This is a genomic window from Haemophilus sp. THUN1690, from assembly GCF_059704375.1.
Window position 1 is genome coordinate 208,449 of the sequence record NZ_AP046583.1, and the last position, 13,740, is coordinate 222,188.

A 13,740-nucleotide genomic window follows, 5' to 3' on the forward strand; every position below is an offset into this window, starting at 1 on the left:
TGGTAGGGACGCCGCGTGGAATGTAATCTAGCACAAGCAAAACAATGGGTTAGCGCCTTGGATCAACGCCGTTTTGAGCGTGCATTACAAGGTTCAGGCGATGCATTCCAACACGTTTTAGCGGTTGTTCCTTTACTTTTACACCTAAACCATCCGCAACTTCCGGGCTATGTTATTCACGCCCCCTCAGGTATTGCAAGTTTCCTCGCATCTGATTATCAAAAAAAATGGCTCACCAATGAATACGCTATTCACTATGCCGATCATAAGCCTTCAATACTCAAAAGTGCGGTAAATTTTCACGAAGTTTTACCACCCATTCTAGGCGTTTATTTAATGGGTAGCTTTGGCTCAATAAGTCAAACATCTTCTTCCGATCTTGATACTTGGATTTGTGTCCGAGACGACTTAACTCCTGATGAACACGCTCTTCTTATCCAAAAAACTAAACGGATTAGTGAATGGGCAATGCAATTTAATGTGGAAATTAATTTTTATTTGATGGATCAACAACGTTTCCGCAATGAACATTATGCTGACCCACTAACTATTGAAAATAGCGGCTCTGCGCAATATATGTTATTGCTTGATGAATTCTATCGCTCCGCTGTACGCTTAGCAGGCAAACCTCTACTTTGGTTGCATTTATGGGTGGAAAATGAAAAAGACTATGAAAAAGAGGTCGCTCGTTTAATTACGGAAGGGGAAATTGATCCAAATGATTGGGTAGATTTCGGCGGTTTAGGGCAATTTTCTGCAAACGAATATTTCGGTGCCAGTTTATGGCATCTTTATAAAGGGATTGATTCACCTTATAAATCTGTGCTCAAAATTTTGTTGTTGGAAGCCTATTCCAAAGAATACCCAAACACTTGCTTAATTGCCCGCACTTTTAAGCGAGATTTACTTGCTGGTAATACCGATCCTGATCACCATTTTGATCCTTACATTGCCATTCTTGCAAAAGTAACCCAATATTTAACCGCACTTTCTGAATTTAAACGTTTGGATTTTGTGCGCCGTTGTTTCTATGTGAAAGCAACGGAAGATTTTGCGCGTTACCAAACCAATAATTGGCGTATTCGTTATATGGAAATCCTTGCGCAAGAATGGGGATGGTCTGCAGAAACGGTAAAACATCTCAATAAGCGTCCATTTTGGAAAATTAAGGCAGTAAAAGAAAACCACGATAACATAATGAAATTTTTAATGTTGAGTTATCGTAATTTAGTGGAATTTGCGCGAAAGCATCACATTCACTCGAGTGTCGTGCCACAAGATATCAACATTCTTTCTCGCAAACTTTATACTGCTTTTGAAGAGCTTCCCGGCAAAGTGTCCTTACTCAACACACAAATATCTCACAATTTATCAGAAGCACACCTGACTTTTGTGGAAGTTCGCGGCAATAAACATTTTAAAGATGGTTGGTACCTTATCAATCAACCAACACACCATATTATGTTCTCTAAAGAACGTGTGATTGAATACGGAGAAAGCCTAAATAAATTAGTCTCTTGGGCTTATTTCAATCATTTACTCACTGAAAAAACCGAATTGTCAATTTTTAGCAAGAATGTGACTTTAAGCACATTGCAACGCTTTGTCACTAACTTACGTCAGTCTTTTCCAAGCACCATCGCTAAACAACCTAAAAATAGCGATTTATTAAATCAATGCGAAATTCGTAGCTTGTTTATTGCCATAAATCTCACCGCCGATCCAACATCCAAAGTAGAAGAAGTATTAACCGGTATTTCATCGCGAGATTTATTTAGTTTTGGATCGCTCGAACAAAGCCTTGTGGGCAGTATTGATTTTACTTATCGCAATGTGTGGAACGAAATCCGAACGCTCCATTTTGAAGGGCAAAATGCCATTTTGCTTGCGCTAAAAGTACTTTCTAACAAAATTTATCGTGGCGTTAATCGCCCAGATTCCATCCAAGTCTATTGTTATAGCGAACGTTATCGCCAAGATTTACGCCAATTAGTGATGGGATTAGTAAATCGATGCGTTAGTATCCAAGTAGGTGATATTCAACAACCTTGCCAAACATCGCGCTTACGCGTAGCGGGTAAAAACTGGCAATTATTTTTTGAAGATCGCGGGATCAGCTTACAAGAAATCGGAAATGAATCGGTTTGTAATGAAGCTGAAAGTGCGGTGGATTTTGACGAAGTTTTACAAACACCAATTGAAGATGGCGAGACAAACCAAGAAAGTCGTCGCTATCCACCAGAAATGGATGCCTTCGCAAGTGAAGGATTCCTACAATTCTTTTTTGAAGATAATTCCGATGACAGCTTCAATGTTTACATTTTAGATGAATCTAATCGTCTCGAAATCTATCGCCGCTGCGATGGTGAAAAAGATGAAAAAGTGCGGGAGATTAATCAACTTTATCAAAATGCTAAACTAGAAGGCGATAAAAATCCTTACAATATCGTTCAACGTAATTTTAACTACCCTCAATTTTATCAACTAAAAAATGGAAAAAATGGCATATCCATTGTGCCGTTTAAATTCCGCCCAGTAAATAAGTAATATCCTCGTTAGAAATTATTTCTAGCCTGTTTCACTTTTGTTTTTAATAGATCTTTCCGTATATACACAAATTCAGCTATGATTAACATATATCATCAACGCGTAGTCTGAAAGCAGGCAACAGGAGGAAAAATGACATTAGATGTGTGGCAACATATTCGCCAAGAAGCCAAAGAACTTGCCGAAAACGAACCTATGCTTGCGAGTTTTTTTCACTCTACGATTTTAAAACATCAAAATCTGGGCGGTGCGCTAAGTTATTTATTAGCGAACAAATTAGCCAATCCTATTATGCCCGCCATTTCTCTCCGAGAAATTATTGAGGAAGCCTATCAAGCCAATCCGTCGATCATTGATTGTGCTGCTTGCGATATTCAAGCTGTCCGCCACCGAGATCCTGCTGTGGAGTTATGGTCCACCCCATTGCTTTATTTAAAAGGTTTCCATGCGATTCAAAGTTATCGAATCACCCATTATTTATGGAATCAAAACCGTAAATCCCTTGCTCTTTATTTACAAAACCAAATTTCAGTAGCTTTCGATGTCGATATTCATCCCGCAGCGAAAATTGGTCACGGAATCATGTTCGACCATGCAACAGGTATTGTTGTAGGGGAAACATCTATAATTGAAAATGATGTATCAATTTTGCAAGGCGTAACGCTTGGCGGTACAGGAAAAGAATCAGGCGATCGTCATCCTAAAGTACGCGAGGGTGTCATGATTGGGGCGGGAGCAAAAATTCTCGGCAATATTGAAGTGGGTAAATACGCCAAAATTGGGGCAAATTCCGTTGTGCTTCATCCTGTGCCGGAATATGCCACAGCAGCAGGTGTACCAGCTCGCATTGTGAGTCAAGATAAAGCGGCAAAACCTGCTTTCGATATGAACCAATATTTTATCAGCATTGATGATGGAATGAATTTAAACATATAAGGAGACACCATGATCAACAAAGATACCCAACTCTGCATGTCTTTATCTGGTCGCCCAGGTAATTTCGGTACTACCTTTCACAATTATTTGTACGACAAACTAGGCTTGAATTTCATTTATAAAGCCTTCACCACGCAGGATATTGAACACGCTATCAAAGGCGTGCGCGCATTAGGCATCCGTGGTTGTGCAGTGTCAATGCCATTCAAAGAAGCTTGTATGCCATTTTTAGATGAAATTCATCCGTCAGCACAAGCTATTGAATCTGTAAACACAATCGTGAACGATAATGGCTTTTTGCGTGCATATAACACTGATTACATTGCCATCGTAAAATTAATTGAAAAATATCACTTAAATAAAAATGCTAAAGTCATTGTTCATGGCAGTGGTGGTATGGCAAAAGCCGTTGTGGCGGCCTTTAAAAATTCAGGTTTTGAGAAGTTAAAAATTTACGCACGCAACGTAAAAACAGGTCAATATCTCGCCGTACTTTACGGCTACGAATACATTGATTCTTTAGAAAACCAAAAGGCTGACATTTTAGTTAATGTTACGCCAATCGGCATGAAAGGAGGCAAGGAAGAAATGGATTTAGCCTTTCCAAAAGCGCTCATTGATAATGCTAGTGTCGCGTTTGATGTAGTCGCCATTCCTGCTGAAACGCCCTTTATTCGTTATGCTCAAGCACAAGGAAAACAAACCATTTCTGGCGCAGAAGTGATTGTACTTCAGGCTGTAGAACAATTTGAACTTTATACACATCAACGCCCAAGCGATGAATTAATCGCTGAAGCCGCGGCGTTTGCTCGAACAAAATCTTAACATCAAAAGTGCGGTGATTTTTCACCGCACTTCTAATCTTTAATAAAACCAAATTCTCCGCTTTCATCCATTTTTAAAATTGACGCGTAATTTTTTCGCCAATCCCCTAATACAATTCGGGTAAATCCTTCTTGTTGATGAATCGCCTCACGGTGTGTGTGTCCGTGAATTAATAAATTTACACCAAATTCTTGTACTTTTTCTGTCGTGAAGGCTTGATTTACATCCATGATTTCCTGTGATTTGGCTTGTTTATCTTGATTACTCTTCGCCCGAATTTTCTCCGCAATTGTCACCCGCACTTTTAATGGCAAGCACAAAAACAAACGCTGCAACCATTTTTGATGAACTCTGCGGCGAAATTGTTGGTAAGCCTCATCATCAATGCAAAGTGTATCACCATGACAAAGTAAGATTTTTTTATCATAAAGTGTGATTAATTGATAATCAGGCAAAAGCTGAACACCTGTATCTTTCGCAAAACGTTCACCAATTAAGAAATCACGGTTGCCGTGCTGAAAATAACATTGCACATCTTGCTCGCTTACAGATTTAATTAAATCTTTAACTTGTTGAATCAATGTAGATTGCTCGTCATCACCAATCCAAAAATCAAAAAGATCACCTAAAATGTAAAGCCGTTCAGCTTGTGGGGCAAGACTCTGCATAAAATTGAAAAAAAGTGCAGTCAATTCAGGCCGATTTTCGCTTAGATGCAAATCAGAAATAAAATAGCTATGTTTCATAAAAATTCCACGATTTTTGTTTAGATTAGCACATATTGATATTGAATTTGCTATACTTTAACGAAATTTTGTATAGGACATCCTCATGTTAAAATTACTTCGAATTTTCCTCGTATTAATCTGCTGTATTCTAATTTGTGTACTGGGTACGATTTATTCTTTTATCCGCTTTAAAAATCCAAGCAACGTAGGCATTGTTGCACGTTGGTTTGGGCGTTTATATCCACTTTTTGGCTTAAAAGTAGAACATCGTATTCCTCAAAATCAAGAGCAGATTGGACGTGCCATTTATATCGGTAATCACCAAAACAATTATGATATGGTGACAATCTCTTATATGGTGCAACCTCGCACAGTAAGTGTGGGTAAAAAAAGTTTAATTTGGATACCCTTCTTCGGCATTCTGTATTGGGTAACAGGCAATATTTTCTTAGATAGAGAAAACCGCACAAAAGCACACAGTACGATGTCGCAGCTCGCACGACGAATTAATGAAGATAATTTATCTATTTGGATGTTCCCAGAAGGCACTCGCAGTCGCGGTCGCGGTTTATTACCCTTTAAAACGGGTGCATTCCATGCGGCAATTTCAGCAGGTGTACCGATTATTCCAGTCGTTTGCTCAACCACGCATAATAAAATTAATTTAAATCGCTGGGATAATGGCAAAGTGATTTGCGAAATAATGGGTCCAATCGATGTTTCAGGCTATACCAAAGACAATGTTCGAGATCTTGCGGCTTATTGTCATGATCTAATGGAAAAACGCATTGCCGAACTTGATGAAGAGATAGCAAAAGGAAACTAAAATGCCACGCCTTTCTCGCCGTCAATTATTAAGAACAGCTGCGATTTCTACCGCACTTTCCACTGTGCCAGCACCATTGTTAGCGGCAAGCCGTGAAAAATTAGTTGTGCCACCACTAATTGAAGTTCGTCACGGTCGCCCGATTGTATTAACAATGCAGGAAATGAATTATCCCCTAGATGGCTCACACAATGTGACAGTATGGGGATTCAACGGTAATTATCTTGGCCCAACCATTAAAATCAAATCAGGTAGCTTTGCTAAACTTAATTATCATAACAATTTGCCACAATCCGTTGCCTTATCTATTCAAGGCTTACAAGCATCGGGTGAACTGTTTGGTGGAGCGGCTAGAATACTAAAAAAAGGCGAGTCCTGGGCACCCATCGTGCCTATTGAACAACCCGCAGCAAGCTGTTGGTATCGTTCCGCAACATTAGCCAACTCAGCCTATCAAACCTATCGTGGTTTAGCTGGAATGTGGTTGATTGAAGATGAACAAAGCCTAAAAGCGAATCTTCCCAATAAATATGGCGTTGATGACATTCCATTGATTTTACAAGATATGGAATTTAATAATGATGGTCTCCAATTATTCAAACAAAATCAACCGCACTTTGTAGGCAATCGCTTATTAGTAAATGGTATTGAAGCACCATATTTAGATGTCGCACGCGGCTGGATTCGTTTACGTTTGCTCAATGCTTCATTAGCTCGTGCTTATGATTTGCGCTTAGATAATGATCAAGAAATACTACTTATTGCACAAGATTTAGGTTTCTTACCACAGGCTAAATCGGTCAAATCTTTGGTTCTCTCGCCAGGAGAACGCGCAGAAATACTGGTTAATATGAATGAAATTGACAACGTATCTCTCATTAGCGGAAGTAAACGTGGCTTGTACGACAAAATGAAAAATATGTTGATCTCAAGCGATGAACTCGCTGATAACACAGTGCTTGAATTACGAGCCCAAGGACAAATATCCGCATTTAACAAACAACCAAACCTCACTTTCGGAACGGATGCGCCAGCAATGTTACAACAAGCCGTTGCACAAACTCGAGAATTTAATATTGATGTCACAAACGGTTTAATTAACCAAAGACGTTTTGACCCACGCAAAGTTGATGTAATAGCCCGAAAAGGAACAATTGAACGCTGGATTTTAAATGCAAATTTACCTGTTGGATTTACTATTCAAGGTGCCAAATTTGTGGTGGAAAGCCAAGGAGAACATCAATTCCAAGCTGAAGAATTAGCTTGGAAAGATACAGTTTGGGTAAAAAACAAAACTCAAATTTTAGTGAAATTTGATCAAGCATCTTCTGGCAACTACCCATTCTTATTTGGGGTATCGAATTTAATGCTAGAAGATATGGGATGTATTAGCGTACTGGTGGTACAATAGCTTTAACTATCCTAAAACACCATGAATTTTAATCATTCATACTTTATTTAAATAATGAAAAATCATTAATATTCGCCGTACTTTCTTTATACGTAAATCCGTATTTACAATGTCCGATGTTCCAAAATAACCGCAACTAATACTTTATCTTTCAATCTATGATAAGTCTGGAGCCCCCAACTGATTTAGGTAAAAGATGGTTAATAGCTGGAAATTTGAGAAAAGGATCCTTAAGGCCAATATACAATCCAAGTTCAAGTAGGTAAGATTGTTTATGCTCCGTTGACATTTAACGTTGTAAAATAAGAAAAACTCGGCTTTTGCTGAGTTTTTTAATTTTATGCACGTAAAGTTATAGAAAAATCTAGATACATCCCATCAACAGTTTATTGAAAAATATTACTAGCCTTGACCTTTTTCCAGTATAATCTGACCAATTTTCTGACAAATTAAAACAAGACGATGAATAAAAAATACGCTTTAAGTTCACTTGCTATTTTGACCGCACTTTATAGCCAACAAAGTTTGGCGGATTTACATGAACAATGTTTAATGGGCGTGCCAAAATTTAGCGGTGAAATCATGACGGGCGATGTGAATTCTCTGCCTGTATATATTGAAGCAGATAATGCAGAAATTAATCAGCCAAATAATGCTACCTATCGAGGTAACGTAGATTTGAAACAAGGCAATCGTCATTTGTTAGCACAATCCGTGCAGGTAAAACAATCAGGCAACCAGCCAACACCTTTACGCATGGCTTATGTCCGCGATGGATTTGATTATAAAGATAATCAGATCAATATGTTGGGTAAAGATGCGGAGTTTAATTTAGATAGTCATGATGGCAATTTAACAAATTCAGAATATGAATTTGTCGGTCGTCAAGGTCGAGGTAAGGCTGATGATATAACATTAAGTAATAATTATCGCGTAATGAAAAGCGCCACCTTTACTTCATGTTTGCAAGGTAATAATACTTGGGCTATAGATGCGTCAGAAATTCGTCAATACGTGAAAGAAGAATATGCTGAAATGTGGCATGCTCGTTTCAAAGTGCATGGTGTTCCTGTCTTTTATACCCCTTACTTACAATTACCCATTGGAGATCGTCGTCGTTCTGGCTTATTGATTCCAAGTGCGGGGACATCTAACCGAGATGGTCTTTGGTATGCACAACCAATTTATTGGAATATCGCACCTAATTACGATCTTACTTTTACCCCGAAATATATGTCTCGCCGTGGTTGGCAAGCAAATGGGGAATTTCGCTATTTAACCCCTATTGGCGAGGGTAAAGTCGCAGGAGAATATTTAGGTAACGATCGTTACTCTGAATATTCTAGTGATAATCGAAAACGTCATTTGTTCTATTGGAATCACAATTCTAGCTTTTTACAAAATTGGCGCTTAAATATTGATTATACCCGAGTAAGCGATAAACGTTATTTCAGTGATTTTGAGTCCGTTTATGGTCGCAGTACTGATGGCTACGCAAACCAATATGCTCGCGTAGCTTATTATCAACAAAATTATAATTTTTCTCTTTCTGCACATCAGTTCCAGATTTTTGATGAAGTGGACATCGGCCCTTATCGTGCAATGCCACAATTAGATTTCAATTACTACAAACATGATTTGGCTAATGGATGGTTAAATTTCAAATTACATTCACAAGCTGTTCGGTTTGATAATGACAGTGAATTAATGCCAACTGCATGGCGTTTCCATGTAGAGCCTAGCCTAAATTCTTTAATGTCAAATAAATACGGCAGTTTGAATATTGAAACTAAACTTTATGCGACTCGCTACGATCAGAAAAAAGGTTCAGGAAAAAATGCAGAGGACGTGCAAAAAACTGTAAATCGAGTTATTCCGCAATTTAAAGTTGATTTACAAAGCGTATTAGCACGCGATACAACGTTCTTAAAAGACTATACACAAACTTTCGAACCGCACGTGCAGTATTTATATCGTCCTTACCGAAATCAAAGCAATATTGGTTCAAAACTTAATAATGAATATTTAGGATTTGGTTACGATTCAGCATTAGTACAGCAAGATTACTATTCTCTATTTCGTGATCGCCGTTATAGTGGTTTAGACCGAATTTCATCGGCAAATCAAATTACCTTGGGTGGCACAACGCGTTTTTATGATATTGGTGGCGAAGAACGCTTTAATTTATCTGCAGGTCAAATTTATTACTTAAGTAATTCTCGTATTGATGAAAACCCAGCAAATAAAACCCCGACTTCCTCATCAGATTGGGCCTTAGAATCTAATTGGAAAATGAGTGATAAATGGCATTGGCGTGGTAGCTATCAATTTGATACTCATACTAACTCAACATCATTAGCGAATACATCACTAGAATATAATCCTGAAAAAAATAATTTAATTCAGTTAAATTATCGATACGCTAACCAGGAATATATTGACCAAAACTTAGGTAAATCAGTTAACGCATATCAACAAGATATCCAACAAGTGGGATTGGTTGTAGGCTGGGAAATTGTGAATAATTGGGCTGTGGTAGGGCGCTATTATCAAGATCTCGCCTTACAGAAACCAGTAGAACAGTATATTGGCGTCCAATATAACAGCTGTTGTTGGGCTGCTGGTATCGGAGCTAGACGCTACGTCACAAGCCACCAAAATCAAAAACATAATGAGGTCGTTTACGATAATAGCATTGGCGTAACCTTAGAATTAAGAGGTTTAGGCACCAATGACCATCAAAGCGGTATTCAAGAAATGCTAGAAAAAGGAAAACTACCTTATATTCGAGCATTTAGTTTAAATTGATTGGTTTACAAAAAAGATACTTAAGAAATTTGATGAAATTAAGCGGAAATACCTACCCCTAGGATTAATATCCAAAGACTTTTCCGTTGAGCATGTAGTTATAAGCTCTATAACTATCTAAAAATTCTAGCATATAGTTTTTATAGTCGGACTTTAGCGCTCTATAACAAAAAAATCGCACCTTTAACAGTGCGATTTTTTCTTATATTAATTTAGGACATTCTGCCGTTTTCTATACCAATAACCTGATCACAAATTGCCATCGTAGACTGGCGATGACTGACGAGAATAATCAATTTCTCAGCTTTAACATCGAGTAATGATTTCAAAATCATCGCTTCGTTTAAGCTATCCAAATTACTGGTCGGTTCATCGAGTAAAATAATCGGTGCATTATGTAAGAATGCACGCGCAATACCGATACGTTGTTTTTCACCATCAGAGAGGTTGCCGCCCAATTCCGTCATTTTCGTTTGATAACCTTCTGGCAAGCTTAAAATGAAATCATGAATTGAGGCTTTCTTTGCTGCTTCCATAATTTCTTCTAATGTTGCATCACGGCGAGCAAGACGAATATTTTCCTCGATGGTTTCGTTGAAAATGTAGGTTTGCTGGGTAATGTATGCCATATTGTCACGCAAGCTACGAGTGTTGATATTCGGTAAAGTTTCGCCGTTAATTTTAATGCTACCTGATTTAGGATCGTAAAAACGCATCAGTAATTTCAACAAGGTACTTTTACCGCTACCGCTTCTGCCGTGAATCCCCAAGATTTCACCTTTTTTCACAGATAAGCTGACATCCAATAAAATCTGTTCTTCGCCATAAGCGAAGTTTACATTCTCGACATCAATGCGAGAAACATCTTTTAAATCGACCGCACTTTCTACATCTTTTAATTCTGGCTCTTCCGCTAATAAACTTAATACTCGCTCACCTGAAGCCAACGTTTGTAACAAGTTGCTTGAAAGGTTACTTAAGGCGATAACTGGCCCGTAGCTCGACATCAATAAAATCACGCCGATTAAAAAGGCAGAAAAATCAATCTTATCTAGGCTAAACAAAATTAAGCCAGTGAATAACATAATGATGTTAAATGCTGATACTGCTACTTCAGTATAAACACGCACTTTTGCTTCTTGGTCTTTAATGCGTTCGAAAGCTGTATCAATTTTTTGACTACGTTGTTGGATTTCTTCTAAACGTTGTTGTGCATAGCCAAAAAGCTGAATTTCTTTCATACCACGCACACTGTCGAGGAAGAAATCATTCATTTCGCCTACCAATTCACGATAGCGTCTGCCATCTTCTCGCGCCAATTTGGTGGTGATAATCGGTAAAATCACGCCAACTGTTAAATAAGCGGCTAATGCCACAAGCACAAACCAGCCTGAAAGATGCGCAAAGACCAACAATAAAATCGCAGAGGTAAAGAACGCAATCATAATTGGTGCAATGGTGTGTGCATAGAATACTTCGAGTAATTCTATATCGTTGGTCACCAATGACACTAATTGTCCTGCTTGTTTATCTTGCAACTTCACAAAAGCTAGGCGACGCAAAGAAGAAAACACTTTGTCACGCAATAATGCCAGTAATTTAAAAGCAATATAGTGCCCAGACATTTGCTCTAAATAACGCAACGCGCCACGAGCCACCGCCAATACGATAAGTGCGGTCAAAATTCCAGAAAAAGTTAAATGGGTGTCAAAGTTAAGAAGATTCACTAACCCCATCGCACCCAGCACCATAATAAAGATGGCAGCCAGGAAACCGAGCGTTCCCATGGTGATGGTAAACGCCATAATGTGCGCAAGTGGAGTCACTAATTTCAATAAATGCCCCATCACAACAAAACCATTTTTACGCATTTGCCACCTCTCTAATTTGTTCTAAATCTTTTTGTTGTTGGAACATTTCTGCATACGCACCTTGTTTTGCCATTAAGGTTTCGTGTGTGCCTTGCTCAATCAATTTGCCTTGGTCAAGTACGTTAATACAGTCCGCATTTACCGCATTTGCCAAGCGGTGAGAAATCATCACAATGGTTTTTTGTTGTTTAAATTGTTGAATGAACTGCAGAATAATTTCTTCGCTTTCCACATCAATGTTACTGGTCGCTTCATCAAAAATATAAAGCTCGGCATTGTGTAATAAAGCACGCGCTAAGGCTAAACGTTGAATCTGACCGCCTGATAAATTTGCGCCACGGCTTAATAGCGGCATATCTAACCCGCCATTTTCGCGTACAAATTGGGCAAGATTTACTTGTTCTAAACACGCATAAATTTGCTCGTCTGTGGCATCAATTTTCGCCATCGTCATATTTTCACGCAGCGAACCTTTAAACACGTAGCTGCTATGGCTCACCAACGATACTTTTTGATAGAAAGAAGTGCGGTCAATTTCTGAGGCGTTTTGTCCATTAAACAAAATCTCACCTTGTTGCGCTTTATTAAAGCCCATCAACAACGAAACTAAGGTTGATTTGCCGCAACCACTTTTACCCACAAATACAGAAAGTTGGTTTGGTTGAATCGTTAAAGTTAAACCTTGAATTGCTGGTTTTTCTGCAGAGTACGCAAAATGTAGATCTTTAATTTCCACTTGAACGTTATTTTTTGCTTCAAAATCCACCGCACTTTGTTGGTTTTCCACTGGCGTATCAAGCAATGTGAAAATCTTATCCGAAGCTGCTTTACCATTCATCGCCACATGGAAGAATGAACCCAGCAAACGAAGCGGAATAAAAAACTCAGAGGAAAGTAGAATAAATAAAATCACGCCTAACACGCTGAGTTGTGCATCTTGGAATTGCAATAGTGCGGTTAAAATCCCGATTGCTGCGCCACCATAAGCGAGCAAATCCATCAGTGATACCGAGTTAAGTTGCATAGTAAGCACTTTCATGGTGATTTTGCGGAAATGCTCTGCTTCTTCATCCATTGCTTTCGCTTTATAAGCATCATCTTGATAGATTTTTAACGTGATTAAACCTTGTAGGTTATCTAAAAAGCTGCTGCCTAATCCCACATAAATGGACCAATATTTTGCCAAAAGTTTTTTCGCAATTTTATTCACCGCAATAATCGACATCGGAATAAGCGGCACGCAAATTAATAAAATAATGGCTGTTTTAAAGCTGAAAAAGATCAGGAAGGCAAAGAGAGTAAGTGGAGCAAGCAAGCTATAAAAAAGCTGCGGCAAATAACGCCCAAAGTAGATTTCAAGCTGTTCTACACCTTCTGATGCCACTTGGATAATGCTTGAAGTGGATTGTTGATTCACTTGATTAAGTGGCATAGAAGCCAATTTACGATAGATAAGGCTACGCAATTCATGCTTCACTTTTGTGCTGGCAAAATAAGACGCCTGCACCGATTTTTTACCGGCAAAAGCACGTAATGCCAATGCCGCAATTAAAATCACACCTAAACCCACCGCACCTGACATCGTCAACTCTTTAAAATAAGCGGCTTGTAAAATATAAGAAAACACGACGGCACTAATAATCCCGCCAACTAACGCCACCCAATTCCACAACACAGTGACACCAATCCATTTTTTACTATCGGCCACCGTGTTAATTAGGCGTTTATCTATCATCATAATGATTACTCCTAAAAAGAAGTACGCAATCAATGCGCACTTTTCATTTA

9 protein-coding genes are annotated in these 13,740 nt (G+C 38.6%); 6 read left to right on the forward strand and 3 right to left on the reverse strand.

All coding sequences use genetic code 11. The features are described from left to right. Positions 1–15 precede the first annotated feature (15 nt). The 3 genes from AC6H22_RS07470 (at position 16) to AC6H22_RS07480 (ending at position 4,308) form a co-directional block, all read left to right on the forward strand. Positions 16–2,547 carry a class I adenylate cyclase gene (locus AC6H22_RS07470; RefSeq protein WP_005625583.1) on the forward strand — a complete coding sequence of 844 codons (2,532 nt, stop codon included), beginning with the start codon at positions 16–18 and terminating at the stop codon, positions 2,545–2,547. Between the two features lie 132 nt (positions 2,548–2,679). Further along, complete coding sequence (cysE, locus tag AC6H22_RS07475; protein ID WP_005625581.1) at positions 2,680–3,483, forward strand: serine O-acetyltransferase; 804 nt, start codon at positions 2,680–2,682, stop codon at positions 3,481–3,483. A 9-nt stretch (positions 3,484–3,492) separates the two neighbouring features. Continuing rightward, positions 3,493–4,308, forward strand: a complete 816-nt coding sequence (locus AC6H22_RS07480) for a shikimate 5-dehydrogenase (protein WP_005625579.1) — start codon at positions 3,493–3,495, stop codon at positions 4,306–4,308. A gap of 32 nt (positions 4,309–4,340) precedes the next feature. Here the strand turns inward: AC6H22_RS07480 and lpxH are convergent, their stop codons facing one another. Further along, positions 4,341–5,054 carry a UDP-2,3-diacylglucosamine diphosphatase gene (gene lpxH, locus AC6H22_RS07485; protein ID WP_005625577.1) on the reverse strand — a complete coding sequence of 238 codons (714 nt, stop codon included), beginning with the start codon at positions 5,052–5,054 and terminating at the stop codon, positions 4,341–4,343. An 85-nt stretch (positions 5,055–5,139) separates the two neighbouring features. Between lpxH and AC6H22_RS07490 the strand changes: the two genes are divergently transcribed. From AC6H22_RS07490 to lptD, 3 genes are all read left to right on the forward strand, one after another. Continuing rightward, a complete protein-coding gene (locus tag AC6H22_RS07490) occupies positions 5,140–5,862 on the forward strand; it encodes a 1-acylglycerol-3-phosphate O-acyltransferase (protein WP_046953195.1) in 723 nt (240 codons plus the stop codon). 1 nt (position 5,863) lies between these two features. Next, on the forward strand, positions 5,864–7,273 hold the full coding sequence (locus AC6H22_RS07495) for a multicopper oxidase domain-containing protein (RefSeq protein ID WP_046953196.1): 1,410 nt from the start codon (positions 5,864–5,866) through the stop codon (positions 7,271–7,273). A gap of 462 nt (positions 7,274–7,735) precedes the next feature. Next, entirely contained in the window at positions 7,736–10,081 is a 2,346-nt protein-coding gene (gene lptD, locus AC6H22_RS07500; RefSeq protein WP_005625569.1) for an LPS assembly protein LptD, read from the forward strand. 212 nt (positions 10,082–10,293) lie between these two features. Here the strand turns inward: lptD and AC6H22_RS07505 are convergent, their stop codons facing one another. Both AC6H22_RS07505 and AC6H22_RS07510 read right to left on the reverse strand, forming a co-directional pair. After that, positions 10,294–11,952 carry an ABC transporter ATP-binding protein gene (locus tag AC6H22_RS07505; RefSeq protein ID WP_118817527.1) on the reverse strand — a complete coding sequence of 553 codons (1,659 nt, stop codon included), beginning with the start codon at positions 11,950–11,952 and terminating at the stop codon, positions 10,294–10,296. Further along, positions 11,945–13,690, reverse strand: a complete 1,746-nt coding sequence (locus AC6H22_RS07510) for an ABC transporter ATP-binding protein/permease (RefSeq protein WP_005625565.1) — start codon at positions 13,688–13,690, stop codon at positions 11,945–11,947. The genes AC6H22_RS07505 and AC6H22_RS07510 overlap by 8 nt, the downstream gene beginning before the upstream one ends. Positions 13,691–13,740 lie beyond the last annotated feature (50 nt).

Excerpts from the sequence above, each read along its gene's own strand:
- AC6H22_RS07490 (WP_046953195.1), top strand. The coding sequence starts at position 5,140 with ATGTTAAAATTACTTCGAATTTTCCTCGTATTAATCTGCTGTATTCTA.
- AC6H22_RS07510 (WP_005625565.1), bottom strand. The coding sequence starts at position 13,690 with ATGATGATAGATAAACGCCTAATTAACACGGTGGCCGATAGTAAAAAA.
- AC6H22_RS07495 (WP_046953196.1), top strand. The coding sequence starts at position 5,864 with ATGCCACGCCTTTCTCGCCGTCAATTATTAAGAACAGCTGCGATTTCT.
- cysE (WP_005625581.1), top strand. The coding sequence starts at position 2,680 with ATGACATTAGATGTGTGGCAACATATTCGCCAAGAAGCCAAAGAACTT.
- lpxH (WP_005625577.1), bottom strand. The coding sequence starts at position 5,054 with ATGAAACATAGCTATTTTATTTCTGATTTGCATCTAAGCGAAAATCGG.
- lptD (WP_005625569.1), top strand. The coding sequence starts at position 7,736 with ATGAATAAAAAATACGCTTTAAGTTCACTTGCTATTTTGACCGCACTT.
- AC6H22_RS07480 (WP_005625579.1), top strand. The coding sequence starts at position 3,493 with ATGATCAACAAAGATACCCAACTCTGCATGTCTTTATCTGGTCGCCCA.
- AC6H22_RS07505 (WP_118817527.1), bottom strand. The coding sequence starts at position 11,952 with ATGCGTAAAAATGGTTTTGTTGTGATGGGGCATTTATTGAAATTAGTG.